The 15,225-nt window shown below is 39.0% G+C and carries 31 protein-coding genes; all 31 read right to left on the reverse strand.

Translation table 11 applies throughout. The annotated features are described in order from the left end of the window. Positions 1-8 precede the first annotated feature (8 nt). The gene (gene rplQ, locus KKC46_18220; protein ID MBU1055740.1) at positions 9-482 is read right to left on the reverse strand and encodes a 50S ribosomal protein L17; all 474 of its coding nucleotides are present in this window, start codon (positions 480-482) and stop codon (positions 9-11) included. An 8-nt stretch (positions 483-490) separates the two neighbouring features. After that, entirely contained in the window at positions 491-1,495 is a 1,005-nt protein-coding gene (locus KKC46_18225; GenBank protein MBU1055741.1) for a DNA-directed RNA polymerase subunit alpha, read from the reverse strand. Between the two features lie 159 nt (positions 1,496-1,654). Next, positions 1,655-2,284, reverse strand: a complete 630-nt coding sequence (gene rpsD / locus KKC46_18230; GenBank protein MBU1055742.1) for a 30S ribosomal protein S4 — start codon at positions 2,282-2,284, stop codon at positions 1,655-1,657. 160 nt (positions 2,285-2,444) lie between these two features. Next, the gene (gene rpsK, locus KKC46_18235) at positions 2,445-2,831 is read right to left on the reverse strand and encodes a 30S ribosomal protein S11 (GenBank protein ID MBU1055743.1); all 387 of its coding nucleotides are present in this window, start codon (positions 2,829-2,831) and stop codon (positions 2,445-2,447) included. A gap of 26 nt (positions 2,832-2,857) precedes the next feature. After that, positions 2,858-3,241: a 30S ribosomal protein S13 gene (gene rpsM / locus KKC46_18240; GenBank protein ID MBU1055744.1), complete on the reverse strand. Its 384-nt coding sequence runs from the start codon at positions 3,239-3,241 to the stop codon at positions 2,858-2,860. Between the two features lie 15 nt (positions 3,242-3,256). Continuing rightward, the gene (rpmJ, locus tag KKC46_18245) at positions 3,257-3,370 is read right to left on the reverse strand and encodes a 50S ribosomal protein L36 (protein ID MBU1055745.1); all 114 of its coding nucleotides are present in this window, start codon (positions 3,368-3,370) and stop codon (positions 3,257-3,259) included. Positions 3,371-3,424: 54 nt separating this feature from the next. Continuing rightward, positions 3,425-3,643 (reverse strand): translation initiation factor IF-1, encoded by a 219-nt coding sequence (gene infA / locus KKC46_18250; GenBank protein MBU1055746.1) that lies wholly within the window; start codon positions 3,641-3,643, stop codon positions 3,425-3,427. 3 nt (positions 3,644-3,646) lie between these two features. Continuing rightward, entirely contained in the window at positions 3,647-4,402 is a 756-nt protein-coding gene (gene map, locus KKC46_18255; protein ID MBU1055747.1) for a type I methionyl aminopeptidase, read from the reverse strand. A 1-nt stretch (position 4,403) separates the two neighbouring features. Then, positions 4,404-5,720 carry a preprotein translocase subunit SecY gene (secY, locus tag KKC46_18260; GenBank protein MBU1055748.1) on the reverse strand — a complete coding sequence of 439 codons (1,317 nt, stop codon included), beginning with the start codon at positions 5,718-5,720 and terminating at the stop codon, positions 4,404-4,406. Further along, entirely contained in the window at positions 5,720-6,160 is a 441-nt protein-coding gene (gene rplO / locus KKC46_18265; GenBank protein MBU1055749.1) for a 50S ribosomal protein L15, read from the reverse strand. The genes secY and rplO overlap by 1 nt, the downstream gene beginning before the upstream one ends. Then, a complete protein-coding gene (gene rpmD / locus KKC46_18270; protein MBU1055750.1) occupies positions 6,157-6,345 on the reverse strand; it encodes a 50S ribosomal protein L30 in 189 nt (62 codons plus the stop codon). The genes rplO and rpmD overlap by 4 nt, the downstream gene beginning before the upstream one ends. Before the next feature lie 29 nt (positions 6,346-6,374). After that, entirely contained in the window at positions 6,375-6,869 is a 495-nt protein-coding gene (rpsE, locus tag KKC46_18275) for a 30S ribosomal protein S5 (GenBank protein MBU1055751.1), read from the reverse strand. Positions 6,870-6,899: 30 nt separating this feature from the next. Beyond that, the gene (gene rplR, locus KKC46_18280; GenBank protein ID MBU1055752.1) at positions 6,900-7,268 is read right to left on the reverse strand and encodes a 50S ribosomal protein L18; all 369 of its coding nucleotides are present in this window, start codon (positions 7,266-7,268) and stop codon (positions 6,900-6,902) included. 85 nt (positions 7,269-7,353) lie between these two features. Continuing rightward, entirely contained in the window at positions 7,354-7,893 is a 540-nt protein-coding gene (rplF, locus tag KKC46_18285) for a 50S ribosomal protein L6 (protein MBU1055753.1), read from the reverse strand. 32 nt (positions 7,894-7,925) lie between these two features. Then, a complete protein-coding gene (rpsH, locus tag KKC46_18290) occupies positions 7,926-8,324 on the reverse strand; it encodes a 30S ribosomal protein S8 (GenBank protein MBU1055754.1) in 399 nt (132 codons plus the stop codon). Between the two features lie 60 nt (positions 8,325-8,384). Continuing rightward, positions 8,385-8,570, reverse strand: a complete 186-nt coding sequence (locus tag KKC46_18295) for a type Z 30S ribosomal protein S14 (protein MBU1055755.1) — start codon at positions 8,568-8,570, stop codon at positions 8,385-8,387. A 112-nt stretch (positions 8,571-8,682) separates the two neighbouring features. After that, entirely contained in the window at positions 8,683-9,222 is a 540-nt protein-coding gene (gene rplE / locus KKC46_18300) for a 50S ribosomal protein L5 (GenBank protein MBU1055756.1), read from the reverse strand. 37 nt (positions 9,223-9,259) lie between these two features. Then, positions 9,260-9,586, reverse strand: a complete 327-nt coding sequence (gene rplX / locus KKC46_18305) for a 50S ribosomal protein L24 (GenBank protein ID MBU1055757.1) — start codon at positions 9,584-9,586, stop codon at positions 9,260-9,262. A gap of 28 nt (positions 9,587-9,614) precedes the next feature. Beyond that, positions 9,615-9,983, reverse strand: coding sequence for a 50S ribosomal protein L14 (gene rplN, locus KKC46_18310; protein MBU1055758.1), 369 nt, complete (start codon positions 9,981-9,983; stop codon positions 9,615-9,617). Between the two features lie 18 nt (positions 9,984-10,001). Next, positions 10,002-10,259 (reverse strand): 30S ribosomal protein S17, encoded by a 258-nt coding sequence (gene rpsQ, locus KKC46_18315; GenBank protein ID MBU1055759.1) that lies wholly within the window; start codon positions 10,257-10,259, stop codon positions 10,002-10,004. An 8-nt stretch (positions 10,260-10,267) separates the two neighbouring features. After that, positions 10,268-10,474 (reverse strand): 50S ribosomal protein L29, encoded by a 207-nt coding sequence (gene rpmC / locus KKC46_18320; GenBank protein ID MBU1055760.1) that lies wholly within the window; start codon positions 10,472-10,474, stop codon positions 10,268-10,270. A gap of 1 nt (position 10,475) precedes the next feature. Next, positions 10,476-10,889 carry a 50S ribosomal protein L16 gene (gene rplP / locus KKC46_18325; GenBank protein ID MBU1055761.1) on the reverse strand — a complete coding sequence of 138 codons (414 nt, stop codon included), beginning with the start codon at positions 10,887-10,889 and terminating at the stop codon, positions 10,476-10,478. A 20-nt stretch (positions 10,890-10,909) separates the two neighbouring features. Further along, entirely contained in the window at positions 10,910-11,563 is a 654-nt protein-coding gene (rpsC, locus tag KKC46_18330) for a 30S ribosomal protein S3 (protein MBU1055762.1), read from the reverse strand. A 15-nt stretch (positions 11,564-11,578) separates the two neighbouring features. Continuing rightward, positions 11,579-11,917: a 50S ribosomal protein L22 gene (gene rplV, locus KKC46_18335; protein ID MBU1055763.1), complete on the reverse strand. Its 339-nt coding sequence runs from the start codon at positions 11,915-11,917 to the stop codon at positions 11,579-11,581. A gap of 22 nt (positions 11,918-11,939) precedes the next feature. Next, the gene (gene rpsS, locus KKC46_18340; protein ID MBU1055764.1) at positions 11,940-12,221 is read right to left on the reverse strand and encodes a 30S ribosomal protein S19; all 282 of its coding nucleotides are present in this window, start codon (positions 12,219-12,221) and stop codon (positions 11,940-11,942) included. A 67-nt stretch (positions 12,222-12,288) separates the two neighbouring features. Further along, positions 12,289-13,116: a 50S ribosomal protein L2 gene (rplB, locus tag KKC46_18345; GenBank protein MBU1055765.1), complete on the reverse strand. Its 828-nt coding sequence runs from the start codon at positions 13,114-13,116 to the stop codon at positions 12,289-12,291. 15 nt (positions 13,117-13,131) lie between these two features. Continuing rightward, positions 13,132-13,419, reverse strand: coding sequence for a 50S ribosomal protein L23 (gene rplW, locus KKC46_18350; protein ID MBU1055766.1), 288 nt, complete (start codon positions 13,417-13,419; stop codon positions 13,132-13,134). Then, positions 13,416-14,039 carry a 50S ribosomal protein L4 gene (rplD, locus tag KKC46_18355; protein MBU1055767.1) on the reverse strand — a complete coding sequence of 208 codons (624 nt, stop codon included), beginning with the start codon at positions 14,037-14,039 and terminating at the stop codon, positions 13,416-13,418. Before rplD ends, rplW begins: the two co-directional genes overlap by 4 nt. Positions 14,040-14,095: 56 nt before the next feature. Beyond that, positions 14,096-14,737 carry a 50S ribosomal protein L3 gene (rplC, locus tag KKC46_18360; GenBank protein ID MBU1055768.1) on the reverse strand — a complete coding sequence of 214 codons (642 nt, stop codon included), beginning with the start codon at positions 14,735-14,737 and terminating at the stop codon, positions 14,096-14,098. A 20-nt stretch (positions 14,738-14,757) separates the two neighbouring features. After that, a complete protein-coding gene (gene rpsJ / locus KKC46_18365) occupies positions 14,758-15,066 on the reverse strand; it encodes a 30S ribosomal protein S10 (GenBank protein ID MBU1055769.1) in 309 nt (102 codons plus the stop codon). Between the two features lie 18 nt (positions 15,067-15,084). Further along, positions 15,085-15,225: elongation factor Tu (gene tuf / locus KKC46_18370; protein ID MBU1055770.1), on the reverse strand; the 141-nt coding region annotated here is incomplete at its 5' end.

Raw genomic sequence — 15,225 nt, forward strand, 5'->3', positions numbered from 1 at the left:
GCGTTGTTTTATTCCGGTGCAGGCACTGCTTCTTCTTTTGCTATATCCTTTACTGGTTTTTTTGCACTGATCTTTGTTTTCTTTACGGCTGTCTTTTTCTTTTTTACATCTTTAGTTTTACCTTCACCTGAGCCGACAAGTTCAACCATAGAAATGAGCGCGGCATCTCCGGGGCGAATTCCAATTTTGACTACCCTCGTATATCCGCCGGCAATTGAACCAAATCGTTCGGAGGCTTCTTCAAAAAGCTTATGGACAACATCTTTTTCTCTGACTATGGACAAAGCCTGCCGTCTGGCACTTAGATCACCCTGTTTTGCAAGAGTTATAATTTTATCAGCCCACCGTTTCAATTCTTTTGCTTTAACATCGGTGGTACGTATTCTGTCATATTTTAATAAAGAAGTTACCATGTTCCTAAACATGGCATTCCTATGACTACTTGTTCTTCCTAATTTCAAACCTGCATTTTGATGTCTCATATAGCTTATTATTCTCCTTCTGCTTCGTCTTCTTCAGGAAGTACAAATTCTTCCAGTTTCATTCCGAGAGAAAGTCCCATTTCACTCAATACTTCTTTGATTTCGTTTAATGACTTTCTTCCGAAATTTTTAGTTCGGAGCATTTCTGCCTCAGTTTTATTTACTAGCTGATAAATCTTAAATATATTAGCGTTTTTAAGACAATTTGCGCTTCTTACCGAAAGTTCCAATTCTTCAACACTCCGGTACAAATTTTCATTAAATTGCGGTTTCTGTCGCTTATCTGTTTTCTTCTCTACCTCCGGCTCAAGTTTTTCATCAAAATTGATGAAAATTGACATCTGCTCTTTTAATATTTTCGCAGAATATGAAAGTGCGTCTCTTGGAGAAACACTTCCATCCGTCCAGACTTCAAGTGTAAGCTTGTCATAATCGGTTCTTTGGCCGACACGTGCATTTCCCACCACGTAGTTAACCCGTTTTACAGGAGAAAAAACTGAATCTATAGGAATAGTGCCTACAGGATCTTCTTCACCCTTATTGCTTTCAGATAAAGCATAGCCTTTACCGACTTTAATGGTCATATCAGCTTTAAAAACAGCATCTTTAGATAAAGTTGCAATATGGATATCAGGATTTAATGCTTCACATTTACCATCATCACTTATTATATCGCGTGCTGTTATCTCGCATTCACCTGCTGCATCTATGCGAACTTTTTTTGGTTCATCGTCTGCCGTCTTGAATCGAACACCTTTAAGGTTAAGGATAATCTCTGATACATCTTCGAGCACACCCGGTATCACGCTGAATTCATGAAAAACTGAATCGAATTTCACAGATACAACAGCGGCGCCATACAGCGAAGACAACATTATGCGCCTTAAAGCATTACCGATAGTTAATCCAAATCCTCTTTCAAGAGGTTCACAAACGAACTTGTCATAGTTGGGCATATTGGTGGTCACCTGAACTTTATCAGGCATAATCATCTCTTGCCAGTTCATGTACATAAGTTCATTTGAAGCCATAATTATTTTCTCCAGATTTTTTCAGGGAACAATTTATATGAATGTATATAGTAAAACTATTCAAATATATAGTGATGCCACATATTTTATTTCACATATGCATATTTTACAAAGCACTGTTACAAGTGCCATGTATGTATATTATTTAGAATAAAGTTCTACTATTAGCTGTTCCTGGATAGGCATAGTAATATCTTCGCGAACAGGAAAACTATTAACTTTTCCTTTAAAATTTTCTTTTTCCAATTCGAGCCATTGCGGTATCCCCCTACGAGCAACAGCATCCAAGGAATCACTTATCGCCTTAACATTACGACTATTCTCATTTAGCTCCAATATATCCCCTATTTTTATCAGATAAGACGGGATGTTTATTTTTTTTCCGTTTATCTTAAAGTGATTATGTCTAACAAAATGGCGACCCTGAGAACGCGAGGAAACAAAACCAAGTCTATATACAACATTATCAAGCCTTCGTTCCAGCATCACAAGAAGGTTAGTTCCGGTTATATCCCTTTGCCGTTCTGCTCTTTCAAAAAAAAGACGAAACTGTTTTTCTGAAAGGCCATATAATCTTTTTGTTTTTTGCTTCTCCCTTAGCTGCACCCCATAATCAGAAAATTTCCTGCCTCGCCGCTGGCCATGCTGTCCTGGTGCATAGCTTCGCCTGTCAAAAGCACATTTATCCGAATAACAGCGATCACCTTTAAGAAACATTTTTAAATTTTCACGCCGGCAAAGCCGACATACCGCACCTATATATCGTGCCAAATCTTCCTCCTTTTAAAACTTATAACACACTATGTTTAACTCGAGTTGGCAATAATTGCTTATTATAATCTATGACTATACCAATAACCCATTGGCAATATTTAAGATAAGAAATAGATGTTATTCAAAACTGGGCTTATGTTTATAGCCATTATCCATTTTACACTCTTCGTCTTTTTGGTGACCTGCATCCATTATGTGGAATTGGTGTTACATCCTTAATCATCAAAATATTAAAACCGGCGGCTTGAAGCGAGCGAAGTGCTGATTCCCTTCCAGGCCCAGGTCCTTTGACATATACATCTACATTTTTCATCCCATGTTCCATCGCCTTTTTTGCGGCATCTTCAGCTGCAAGCTGTGCGGCAAAGGGCGTGCTTTTTCTTGAGCCTTTAAAACCCTGAACTCCGGCACTCGACCATCCGACAACATTGCCTGCAGGATCTGTAATTGAAATTATGGTATTATTAAAAGTAGAATAAATATGGACTACTCCGCTGGGAATATTCTTTTTTTCTTTCTTTTTTACTCGGGTTTTTTTCGCCATATAATGTAAAGCCTCTGTATATTAATTTACTTCTTTTTGGTTACAGCCTTTTTCCTTACCGTAGAACGTTTCGGGCCCTTTCTGGTTCTTGAATTTGTTTTTGTTCTCTGACCCCGCACGGGAAGTGATTTTCTATGGCGAAGACCGCGGTAACAACCAAGATCCATAAGTCTCTTGATATTCATCGAAATATCGGTTCGGAGTTCACCTTCAACTTTATATTCTGTAGTTAAAATCTTACGGATACTGTTGATTTCTACTTCAGATAACTGATCCACTTTAGTATCCGGATTAATATTAAGCTTTGAGAGTATCGCTTTTGACATAGATCTTCCGATGCCATAAATATATGTCAGGCCGATTTCGACTCTCTTCTGCTTAGGTAGATCTACGCCTGCAATTCTTGCCAAAGCTTATCCTCCTTATTATCCCTGCCTTTGTTTATGTCTTTTGTTTTCACAGATTACCCTTATAACACCTTTTCTGCGAACAATTTTGCATTTAGTGCATATTTTCTTCACTGATGCCCTGACTTTCATTTACGATACTCCTTCTATGCTCTGGGCTATTATCTACTATAAATATTGAATCTTTTACTTTGTTCTATATGTTATTCTGCCACGAGTAAGATCATAAGGCGACAGTTCGACAGTAACTTTATCTCCTGGAAGTATTTTAATAAAATGCATCCGCATCTTCCCTGAGATATGTGCAAGAACCTGATGTTTGTTTTCAAGTTCAACCTTGAACATCGCATTGGGCAGCGTCTCAAGCACTGTTCCTTCCACCTTGATCGCTTCCTCTTTTGCCATAGCTTAGCTCCCAATCCTTTTGCTTAAAATAGCAGGTTTATTATCAGTAATTGCTATTGTATGTTCAAAGTGTGCAGATAACCCGCCATCTTTTGTTATAGCTGTCCAACCATCTCCTAAGATATCTACTTCACAACCTTTTTCATTAACCATTGGTTCAATTGCCAATGTCATTCCAGCTTTCAACATAATGCCAATTCCGGGTTTACCATAATTCGGAATCTGCGGATCCTCATGCAGACTGCTTCCTATCCCATGCCCGACAAAAATACGAACAACGGAATAACCGGCAGCTTCTACATGAGACTGAACAGCATGCGATATGTCTGATAGTCTTCCACCAGGTACCGCTTTTTCAATGCCTTTGTATAATGCCTCTTTTGTAATCAGAACAAGCTTCTTTGCTGACTTTGATATTTTACCAACAGGAACCGTTATGGCAGAGTCACCATAATATCCATTAAACAAAACTCCAAAATCAAGGCTAACAATGTCACCTTCTGCAAGCGGTTTTTTAGAAGGTAATCCGTGCACAACAACATTATTTACAGAGGTGCAAAGAGAATATGGATACCCCTTATAACCCTTAAATGCCGGTACTGCATCCTTTTCAAGAGCCAGCTTCTCAGCAACATCATTTAGATATAAAGTAGTTATACCCGCTCTTACTTCTTTTTCAAGTCTTCCAAGTATATCAGCTACAATCTGGTTGCTAACCCTAATTTTTTCAATTTCTTTAGGTGATTTAAAAACCACCATATTAGAAACGCCCTTTAATTTTTGCCCCGCCTTTTTTAAGAAAACCTTCGTAATTGCGGGAAATCATATGTGATTCTATCTGCGAAACAGTATCTATTGCAACACCGACAACAATTAGCAAAGCAGTCCCGCCAAAATAAAACGGAACACTAAGTTTACTAATCAATATAGACGGAAGTACGCATATAGCTGAAACATAAATTGCACCTCCCAACGTAATTCGTGTAAGCACTTTATCTATGTAATCAGCGGTTCTTTTTCCAGGTCTTATTCCTGGAATATAACCTCCCTGTTTTTTCATATTTTCTGCAACATCAACAGGGTTAAAGGTAATAGCCGTATAAAAATAGCAGAAGAAAATTATCATTCCAACAAAGATAAGTTCATAAATCAGGCTACCCGGCGTAAGAGCTTTAGCAAAATTCTGCATCGCCTCTATTTTAATAAAGCTTGCAATAGTTGCAGGAAACATCATTATAGAAGATGCAAAAATCGGAGGAATAACTCCGGATGTATTTAACTTAAGCGGCAGATGCGTGCTCTGTCCACCGTACATTTTTCTGCCAATTACCCTTTTTGCGTATTGAACCGGAATTCGCCTCTGACCCTGCTCGCAAAATATAATAATGGCAACTACTGCTACCATAAACACCAGCAGTAAGATAGCCAGAAATATACTCATTTCACCGGTTGAAACCAGTTTGAATGTATTGGCTATAGCATTCGGCATCCGGCAAATGATACCGGCAAATATAATAAGGGATATTCCATTTCCAATACCGCGTTCTGTGATCTGCTCTCCAAGCCACATTATAAAGGCTGTTCCGGCTGTAAGTGTAATTACAGTTACCAATCTGAATCCCCAGCCCGGATCTATTACAATAGCCGCACCACCCGGAGAAGTCATGCTTTCAAGACCTATACTGATACCAAAGCCCTGTATTATGCTTAATACTACTGTACCGTACCGGGTATATTGGGTAATCTTTTTACGGCCCTGCTCTCCTTCTTTCGAGAGTCTTTCCAGATGCGGAACAGCAACAGTTAAAAGCTGTAAGATAATAGATGCGCTGATATATGGCATTATACCAAGAGCAAATACAGACAATTTTTCAAATGCCCCGCCGGAAAACATATCAAACAAACCAAGTAAAGTTCCCTTTGCACTAGCAAAAAAAGAAGCAAGAGCAACACTGTCGATACCCGGAACCGGAACATGTACACCGATCCGGTAAACAATAATTAATGCCAGAGTTACTATTATTCTTTTTTTAAGCTCAGGTATTTTGAATATATTCTGGAAGCCGCTCCCAACCATTATATAACCTCGATTTTACCACCGGCTTTTTCAATCTTTGCCCTTGCGCCGTTGCTTACTCCGTTAACTTTTATCGTCAATGAATAATTTATATCACCTTGCGCAAGAAGCTTTATACCATCGTGTCTTCTCTTAACAATCCCTGAGCTTATCAAAAGATCATGATCTACTATTGAACCGCTTTCAAATTTTAAAAGATCACGTATATTAATAATGGCAATGTCCTTCTTAAAAATATTTGTAAAGCCTACCTTAGGAAGACGCCTTTGAATAGGCATTTGTCCGCCTTCAAATCCCGGCCTAACACCTCCACCTGAACGGGCTTTATGACCTTTATGACCTTTTCCGGCAGTCTTACCTGTTCCTGACCCCGGTCCACGCCCAAGCCGCTTGCGCGGACTTTTTGACCCCTTGGCTGGTGATAATTCATTTAGTCTCATCTATCTTTCTCCTCAGTCTTGACAAGATGTGATACCTTGCCGATCATGCCTCGAATAGAAGGGGTATCAATTAACTCAACTGTTTTGTTGAGCTTTGTAAGGCCCATACCACACAATACTTTTCTGTGTTTTTCAGGTCGCCCTATCATGCTTTTTATAAGTGTAATTTTCAGTATCCCAGACATTTACAATATTCCCTGTTATAGCTCACTAATTATAGGTCTTCTATGGTTTTACCCCGCCGCTCAGCCACCTGTTCACGACTCTGAAGTTTTTGCAATCCGGCAATGGTCGCTTTTACGACATTATGGGGATTATGAGATCCCATGCACTTCGTAAGAACATTCTGAACACCCACAGCTTCAAGAACTGCACGGACAGCACCACCGGCAATAAGCCCTGTACCTTTGGATGCAGGCTTTAAAAGAACACGGCCTGCCCCAAATTTACCTATAACTTCAAAAGGAATCGTTCCTTCCACAAGAGAAACGCTTACCATATTTTTCTTTGCCTGATCTACGCCCTTACGTATAGCCTCCGGAACTTCTCCGGCTTTTCCAAGACCATAACCAACACTTCCTTCACCATCTCCGACAACAACGATAGCGCTGAAACTAAATCTGCGGCCACCCTTAACTACTTTGGCTACTCTGTTAATATATACTACTTTATCTATTAACTGATTTTCGCCTGTATCTCGTTTGAACAAGGCCCTGCCTCCTTCACAATAATTAAAAAACTAGAAATCCAAACCGGCTTCACGCGCACCTTCCGACAAAGCCTTAACGCGCCCATGATATAAAAACCCACTACGGTCGAAAACTACTTTTTTACAACCTTTTTCAATAGCACGAACACCTATGGTCTTTCCCACCAGACTTGCAACTGAGCATTTTTTTTTCGCATCAGCTTGATTTGTAACCTCTTTGTCAGTACTGGAAGCGGCAACTATTGTATGCCCTTTTGTATCATCAATTAACTGAGCATAAATATGCTTCGCGCTTCTAAAGACGCATAACCTGGGGCGCTCCGGTGTGCCGGACAATTTTTTTCTAATTCTTTTTTTTCTTTTTAATCGTGCCTGATATTTAATATCTGTTGACCCCATATTTATATTTCCTTGTTTTATCAACGATTATGAGATCGAAAAGCTTATTTCTTTCATCATCAAATCGTAACATATAAAACTATAATTATTTAGTTCCCGTTTTCCCTGCTTTCTTGCGAATTTTTTCCTCAGCGTATTTTATTCCCTTACCCTTATATGACTCAGGGGGCTTTAATCTTCTTATTGTCGCAGCAGCCAATCCAAGCTCTTGTTTGTTAATGCCTGAAAGCTTGATAACCGTGTTTTTTTCAATTGCAGCAACAATCCCCTCAGGAAGATCAAAAACAACCGGATGTGAATATCCAAGATTGAATATTATACTAGTATCTTTGATTTCTGCTCGATATCCTATGCCGTTTATTTCAAGAATCCGCTCAAATCCTTTATTAACTCCGGTTACCATATTACTGACAAGGCTTCTCGTCATACCATGCAAAGCATTTCCTGACTTGCTATCTGAACTTGTTGATACGGTAATAATACCATTTTCAATCTTTAAATCTATATCCGGATGGATCGTCTGGGTGAGAGAACCCTTTTCTCCCTCAACGGTTATTACTTTATCCTCATATAATATTTTAGTCTTATCAGGAACCTGAATCGGTTTTTTTCCTACGCGAGACATCTGTTACTCCTATATTCTTACCGGATATTATCTTACCAAATTTTACAGAGGACTTCGCCCCCCAAATTTTCCTTAACAGCTTTTTTATCAGTCATTAAACCTTTTGAAGTGGACAAAACAGCAACACCCATCCCATTTAGAATCGGCTTTATTTTATTGCTTTTTACATATGTTCTGCGTCCCGGCTTGCTGACCATTTCTATCCCGTAGATAGCACTGCTCTGATTCTGACCGTACTTAAGATAAACCCGCAAAATACCCTGTTTATCATCTTTTATATATTTGTAGTTTTTTATAAAACCCTCGTTTTTGAAAACTCTTGCCAACTCAGCTTTCAACTTCGAGGCGGGTATATCAACGCTGTTTAATCTTGCCTTTCCGGCATTCCTTATCCGAGTTAACATATCCGCAATTGGATCAATTATTGCCATTCTTCTCTCCGATCTTTATAAACATATAAACCAAAAAACACCCCATAAAAAACCAATCTTTCACCAACTAGATTTGGTAACTCCGGGAAGTTTGCCTGCTGAGGCAAGATCTCTAAAACAAATACGGCAAATTCCAAACTTTCTGATAAACCCACGCGGTCTACCACAAATCGGACATCTGTTATAAGCCCTTACGTCAAACTTAGGTTTTTCCTTCGCTTTATTTCTTAGCGCCTGCTTCGCCAACTTATCCTCCTTGAGACCTTATTACAAAAGAATGTTTTCAAAGGTCTATAATTATGTCTTTTAAGTCGATACCTTAGGCTTTTTATTTTGCCGTTTATGACATTAATTTTAATTAATTTTTAAATGGCACCCCAAGAAGTTTTAATAGTTCTTTCCCTTCTTTATCGGTATTTGCAGAAGTCACAACACAAATATTTAACCCTTTAATTTTTTCTATCTTATCGTACTCAATTTCCGGGAAAATTATATGTTCTTTAATGCCTAATGTGTAATTCCCTGAGCCATCAAACGCTTTACCGGATACCCCCCTGAAATCTCTTACCCGTGGGAGTGTAATATTTACAAGCTTATCAAAGAAATCATACATACGATCTTTTCTAAGTGTAACCATACAGCCGATAGGCATACCTGCCCTTAATTTGAAAGCGGCAATTGATTTTTTTGCTCTGGTAACAACGGGTTTCTGGCCCGTTATAATTTTCAGTTCCTCAACTGCCGCATCAAGCAGTTTTATATTATGAATTGCTTCTCCAAGACCAATATTAACAACAACTTTTTCTATTTTAGGAACCTGCATTCTGTTCTTATACTGAAATGTTTCAATCAGTTTAGGAACAACATTTTCATTGTAATAAAGTTTTAACCGTGCCATTATTTTCCTTTCAAAAACAAAAACCCTTTATCTGACACTATTTATCAATTATCTCGCTGCACTTTGGGCAAACGCGGACTTTTTTTTCATTTTCGAGATATTGCTTCTTAATGCGAACAGGCTTGATACAGCTATTGCACATCAACATAGCATTTGACACATGAATCGGAGCTTCAACAGAAATTATGCCGCCCTGCCTGTTCTTTGCAGAGGGTTTAGAATGCCGCTTTATTATATTAACATTCTCCACAACAATTCTGTTGTCTTTTTTTACTACTTTGACAACTTTGCCTATTTTGCCCCTATCCTTGCCGGCAATTATCTTAACCTTGTCGTCTTTCTTAATACTTATCATATTTACCATAAAGCACTTCTCCACGAGAGAAATTATACTATAATACTTCCGGAGCCAACGAAATGATTTTCATAAATTTTTTCGCTCTGAGTTCTCTTGCAACAGGCCCAAAAATTCGTGTTCCAATCGGTTCTTTGCTGGCTGAAATCAATACAGCCGAATTATCGTCAAATCTTATATAAGATCCGTCCGGCCTTCTTATCTCTTTTTTGGTGCGCACCACAACCGCTTTAAGCACCTCACCTTTTTTTACTTTGGAATTAGGAATCGCTTCTTTCACAGTAACGACAATAATATCGCCAATACTGGCATAACGCCTTCGTGAACCACCAAGGACTTTAATGCAATAAACAACTTTCGCACCGGAGTTATCGGCTACCGTCAACCTCGTTTCTGCCTGAATCATTGTAATTATCCTCTAAAATCAAACAGCTTTTTTAACTATCTCGCTGATACGCCATCTTTTTGTCTTGCTTAAAGGCCTGGATTCGGTGATCAAGACCTTATCTCCGGCTTTGCAAGAATTCTGTTCATCATGAGCGGCAAATTTAGTTCGTCTTCTTATATACTTATGGTAAAATTTATGTTTGACCAGTCTTTCAACCTGGACAACAACCGTTTTATCCATCTTGTCGCTTACAACAGTTCCGACCATTTGTCTTTTTATTCCTCTTTTATTCATGGCAGCAATCATTCTTTGTCTTTGTTTGTAAGTTCAAATTCCCGAATAATAGTCTTTATTCGTGCAATTTCGAGCTTATTAAGCTTCAACTTGCCGGGACTTTCAAGCTGACCAACTCCATGCTGAAAGCGCAGATTAAACAGACCTTCTTTCAACTCACCTAATTTATTTAAACGCTCTTCCTGGCTAAGATCTCTTATTTCACTCGCTTTCATCTTATATATTACTCCTGTCTATGATTCTTGTTTTCACAGAAAGTTTATGTGATGCAAGTCTCAACGCCTCTTTTGCAAGTTCCCTTGTAATACCTTCCATCTCATATAGTATTCTCCCAGGACGAATGATTGCAACCCAACCTTCAGGGGCACCTTTTCCCTTGCCCATTCTAACTTCAGCAGGTTTTTTTGTAAAAGGCTTATCCGGAAAAATCCTTATCCACATTTTGCCGCCTCTCTTAACATGCCTTGTAATAGCAATACGGGCAGCTTCAATTTCCTTGGAACTGATTTTACCACATTCTATCGCCTGCAATCCATATTCACCGAAATTCAAACTCGACCCACGGTGGGCAATACCTTTCATTCTTCCTTTTTGCTGTTTTCTGAATTTTACTTTTTTGGGGCTCAGCATCTGATTTTCTCTCCCGCAGGTTAGTTTGTACCCGCTTCAATTTGATCCTTTCCAAGGATCTCTCCTTTAAAAACAAAAACTTTTATGCCTATTATTCCATAAGTTGTCAGAGCTTCAGTAAAGCCGTAATCAATATCGGCTCTTAAGGTGTGAAGTGGAACACGACCTTCACGGTACCACTCTCTCCTTGCCATTTCTGCTCCCCCAAGCCTGCCGGAACATATAATTTTTACACCCATTGCACCAAATCTCATAGCCGATGCAACACCACGTTTCATAGCTCTTCTGAAAGCTACTCTTTTTATAATCTGCTGAGCAACACTTTCGGCAATTAACTGGGCATCTATTTCAGGCTTTCTTACTTCCTGAATGTCTATAAGTACTTCATGAGATATCTGTTTCTCAAGCTCCTGCTTAAGCAGCAGTATTTCCGAACCTTTTTTGCCTATTATTATACCGGGCCTTGATGCATAAATCCGGAGTCTTACCCGCTTGGATGACCTTTCAATTTCAATCCTTGATATTCCAGCACTATTAAGCTTCTTTTTCAAGAACTTCCGAATATTGGAATCTTCCAGTATATAATCGGCATAATTTTTGCCGGCATACCATCTTGATTCCCATGTTTTTACTATACCCAATCTAAGCCCAATAGGATTTACTTTCTGACCCAAGCTTTTTCCTCCTTTTTAAGACGAACTGTCCGCCAAAGTTACAGTAATATGTGTAGTTCTTTTAAGTATGCGTGTTCCTCTGCCGCGTGCTCTTGCTGCAAATCGTTTCAATGTTGGACCACTGTCTGCAACAACATTGCGAACAACTAAGGAATCAACATCCATATTTGCGTTTTGATTAGCATTTGCAACAGCAGATCTTATTATCTTTTCAAGTATTCCTGCAGATTTTTGCGGCATGAATTTAAGTTCATTCAAAACTGCCTCAACCCTTTTCCCCTTAACCGCACCAACCAGTTTTCGAACTTTCTGAGGGGAAATACGTATATATCTTGCTAACGTCTTGACCTCCATAGCAATTATTCCTTTTTCTCTCTTACTTCTTCAGTTTAGTTTTCTTATCACCCGCATGTCCGTAAAAAGTCCTTGTTGGAGAAAACTCTCCAAGCTTGTGCCCTACCATATTTTCTGAAATAAAAACCGGGATAAACTTTTTCCCGTTGTGAACAGCCATTGTGGCTCCAACCATTTCAGGAATAATAGTTGAACGCCTTGACCATGTTTTTATAACTTTGGCACCCCGACTTTCACTAACAGTCATAACTTTTTTTAATAAACTTTGTTCTATGTATGGACCTTTTTTTAACGACCGTGGCATATATTCTCCTGCAATACAAAATATGGCTTACCTTTAATAAGATATAGAAGATAAACAACGCCTTACTTTATTTCTGTGTGCGCTTTTTTACTATATAAATATTTGTTTTTTTATTCTTTCTTGTTTTATATCCTTTTGTCGGCATACCCCATGGACTGCAAGGATGACGTCCACCCGATGATCTGCCTTCTCCTCCACCCATCGGATGATCAACAGGGTTCATAGCAACTCCTCTGACTTTCGGCCTTCTTCCAAGCCATCGTGATCGTCCGGCTTTACCGATGGATATATTCTCATGAACGACATTACCAATCTGCCCTATCGTTGCCCTACAGTTCAAAAGAACCATCCTGACTTCTCCTGATGGCAATTTTACCAGAGCATACTTATCTTCTTTCGCCATAAGCTGAGCGAATGTACCGGCGCTCCTAACTATCTGTCCACCCTTACCTATGCGCAGTTCAATATTGTGTATATGAGTACCTAACGGTATACTGCTCAATGGCAGTGAGTTGCCCGGTTTAATATCAGCATCCGGACCGGATATAACAGTATCATCAACATTAAGATTCAAGGGAGCAAGAATATAGCGTTTTTCCCCATCAACATAATGAAGCAGTGCAATTCTGGCACTCCTATTGGGATCATATTCAATTGAAGCAACCCTTGCAGGAATCCCTGTTTTATCCCGCTTAAAATCAATTATCCTGTAATGCCTCTTACTTCCACCGCCAATGTGTCTGCTGGTAATACGGCCATGAACGTTACGGCCACCACTTTTATTTAAGGCTTTTACCAGGCTTTTTTCCGGTTTTGAGCGAGTAATTTCCTCAAATGTTGAATAAACCTGGAAGCGTCTTCCGGGAGATGTTGGTTTTACTTTCTTTACAGCCATGCTATACTCCTAAATCTATACCCCTTCAAAAAATTCAATACGCTCACCAGGCATGAGTCTGACAACAGCCTTTTTATAATCATTACGTTTTCCAAGAATTCTACCTCTGCGTTTGAATTTTCCCATAACCTGAATCGTTTTTACACCAGCGACTTTGACTTTAAAAATATCTTCGACCGCTTTTTTAATTTCGACCCTGTTTGCTTTACGGTCAACTTCAAAAGTAATCTGGTTAGCTAATTCTTTTTGAATCGTGCTTTTTTCAGTAATCAAGGGCCTTTTTATAATATCGTAACTAATCATGCCGACAACCTCCCTTCAATACCTTTTATTGAAGACTCAAGCAAAATAAGTTTTTCGTACTTCAAGATATCATAAACATTTAAGCCTTCGAATCTCATTACCTTAATATCAGGTACATTCCTCGAAGAAAGTTCAAGACTTTCATTTGTTTTTTCTGTAACAATCAATGCTTTTTTGACCTTAAGAATGTCAAGAACAGAAATAAAACTTTTTGTTTTTGCTTTCTCAAGTTCAAATTTATCAAGGACAAGAATATTATTATTAATTATCTTGCTGCTTAACGCCATCTTAAGCGCAAGTTTTTTTATTTTCTTGGGAACTTTGTAAGAATATGATCTCGGATCAGGCCCGAATATCGAACCTCCTCCTCTTAACAAGGGGGATTTGATATCACCTCTGCGCGCCCTGCCGGTTCCTTTTTGCCGAAAAAGTTTTCTTGTACTACCCCTGACATCGCTGCGATGTTTTACAGAAGCACTGCCTGCACGTTTACAGGCAAGCTGCATAGTAACAACTTCATGCAGCACACTGGATTTAACAGGAATATTGAATATACTCTCTGCAAGCTCAAGTTGCGAAACTTTTTCCCCGTTTAAATTGTAAACATCTATAAGTGACATAATCTACCCGTCCTAATCAATTTGCTTTTTAACTCTTTATCCTAAAGCAAAATTCATCATGCTAATTTATTTAAAATATTTGGCTTTAAGACAGAAATCAGGCCTGATTTTGGCCCCGGCACAGCTCCTTTAAGCAATATTAAATTATCGTTTTCCCTGATATCAATGATCTCTAAATTCCGCATAGTCTGCTTTGTGCATCCATAATGACCCGGAAGTTTTTTGCCTTTAAAAACCCTTGAAGGCCAAGCACTCGCACCTATAGATCCTGGAATTCTGTGGCTGTGACTACCATGCGTTTTTCTTCCACCGGCAAATCCATGCCTTTTAATTACACCGGCAAAACCCCTTCCTTTTATGATACCTGTTACATGCACCAAATCGCCGACATTAAACATTTCTACATTTAATACCTGGCCCAGCTTATACTCTTCCGGGTTTTCAACAGAAAACTCACGAATGTATTCACAGGATTCAACTCCGCCTTTTTTTAATTGACCTTTAACCGGCTTATTAATACGCGTTTGCTTTTTTTCACCAAAGGCAACCTGAAGCGCATTATAACCATCTGTTTCATTGGTCTTTATCTGGGTTACCACACATGGCCCGACCTTTAATACAGTTACCGGTACACATTTTCCTTCTGAAGAAAATGTGACGGTCATCCCTAATTTTTTACCTATCAATCCTCTACACATAGCTATTACCGTTTCCTGCGCTATAGTTTTATCTCGACATCCACTCCCGGAGAAAGGTCAAGTTTCATCAGGGCGTCAACTGTCTGCTGCGTTGGGTCTATAATATCGAGTAACCTTTTATGTGTTCTCATTTCAAACTGCTCTCTTGATTTCTTATCAATATGAGGTGAACGTAGAACACAATATTTATTTATCCTTGTCGGCAATGGAATCGGCCCGATAACCTTCGCACCGGTCTTATTTGCTGTATCAACAATATCTGATGCCGACTGATCCAACAGCTTATGATCATAAGCTTTAAGCTTGATCCTGATTTTGGTGTTCATTATCATAAGTTATCTTTCTTTTTATCCTATAATATTGCTTACAACTCCTGCACCGACCGTCCGTCCGCCTTCCCTTATCGCAAACCGAAGCTCGGTCTCCATTGCTATAGGAGTTATCAGCTCCGCCGATATCGCTACATTGTCTCCGGGCATTATCATCTC

It is taken from the genome of Pseudomonadota bacterium (genome assembly GCA_018817425.1).
Taxonomy (GTDB): Bacteria; Desulfobacterota; Desulfobacteria; order Desulfobacterales; family RPRI01; genus RPRI01.

Excerpts from the sequence above, each read along its gene's own strand:
- rplQ (MBU1055740.1), bottom strand. The coding sequence starts at position 482 with ATGAGACATCAAAATGCAGGTTTGAAATTAGGAAGAACAAGTAGTCAT.
- KKC46_18225 (MBU1055741.1), bottom strand. The coding sequence starts at position 1,495 with ATGTACATGAACTGGCAAGAGATGATTATGCCTGATAAAGTTCAGGTG.
- rpsK (MBU1055743.1), bottom strand. The coding sequence starts at position 2,831 with ATGGCGAAAAAAACCCGAGTAAAAAAGAAAGAAAAAAAGAATATTCCC.
- rpmJ (MBU1055745.1), bottom strand. The coding sequence starts at position 3,370 with ATGAAAGTCAGGGCATCAGTGAAGAAAATATGCACTAAATGCAAAATT.
- infA (MBU1055746.1), bottom strand. The coding sequence starts at position 3,643 with ATGGCAAAAGAGGAAGCGATCAAGGTGGAAGGAACAGTGCTTGAGACG.
- map (MBU1055747.1), bottom strand. The coding sequence starts at position 4,402 with ATGGTGGTTTTTAAATCACCTAAAGAAATTGAAAAAATTAGGGTTAGC.
- secY (MBU1055748.1), bottom strand. The coding sequence starts at position 5,720 with ATGGTTGGGAGCGGCTTCCAGAATATATTCAAAATACCTGAGCTTAAA.
- rplO (MBU1055749.1), bottom strand. The coding sequence starts at position 6,160 with ATGAGACTAAATGAATTATCACCAGCCAAGGGGTCAAAAAGTCCGCGC.
- rpmD (MBU1055750.1), bottom strand. The coding sequence starts at position 6,345 with ATGTCTGGGATACTGAAAATTACACTTATAAAAAGCATGATAGGGCGA.
- rplR (MBU1055752.1), bottom strand. The coding sequence starts at position 7,268 with ATGGGGTCAACAGATATTAAATATCAGGCACGATTAAAAAGAAAAAAA.
- rplF (MBU1055753.1), bottom strand. The coding sequence starts at position 7,893 with ATGTCTCGCGTAGGAAAAAAACCGATTCAGGTTCCTGATAAGACTAAA.
- rpsH (MBU1055754.1), bottom strand. The coding sequence starts at position 8,324 with ATGGCAATAATTGATCCAATTGCGGATATGTTAACTCGGATAAGGAAT.
- rplE (MBU1055756.1), bottom strand. The coding sequence starts at position 9,222 with ATGGCACGGTTAAAACTTTATTACAATGAAAATGTTGTTCCTAAACTG.
- rplX (MBU1055757.1), bottom strand. The coding sequence starts at position 9,586 with ATGGTAAATATGATAAGTATTAAGAAAGACGACAAGGTTAAGATAATT.
- rplN (MBU1055758.1), bottom strand. The coding sequence starts at position 9,983 with ATGATTCAGGCAGAAACGAGGTTGACGGTAGCCGATAACTCCGGTGCG.
- rpsQ (MBU1055759.1), bottom strand. The coding sequence starts at position 10,259 with ATGAATAAAAGAGGAATAAAAAGACAAATGGTCGGAACTGTTGTAAGC.
- rpmC (MBU1055760.1), bottom strand. The coding sequence starts at position 10,474 with ATGAAAGCGAGTGAAATAAGAGATCTTAGCCAGGAAGAGCGTTTAAAT.
- rplP (MBU1055761.1), bottom strand. The coding sequence starts at position 10,889 with ATGCTGAGCCCCAAAAAAGTAAAATTCAGAAAACAGCAAAAAGGAAGA.
- rplV (MBU1055763.1), bottom strand. The coding sequence starts at position 11,917 with ATGGAGGTCAAGACGTTAGCAAGATATATACGTATTTCCCCTCAGAAA.
- rpsS (MBU1055764.1), bottom strand. The coding sequence starts at position 12,221 with ATGCCACGGTCGTTAAAAAAAGGTCCATACATAGAACAAAGTTTATTA.
- rplB (MBU1055765.1), bottom strand. The coding sequence starts at position 13,116 with ATGGCTGTAAAGAAAGTAAAACCAACATCTCCCGGAAGACGCTTCCAG.
- rplW (MBU1055766.1), bottom strand. The coding sequence starts at position 13,419 with ATGATTAGTTACGATATTATAAAAAGGCCCTTGATTACTGAAAAAAGC.
- rplD (MBU1055767.1), bottom strand. The coding sequence starts at position 14,039 with ATGTCACTTATAGATGTTTACAATTTAAACGGGGAAAAAGTTTCGCAA.
- rplC (MBU1055768.1), bottom strand. The coding sequence starts at position 14,737 with ATGTGTAGAGGATTGATAGGTAAAAAATTAGGGATGACCGTCACATTT.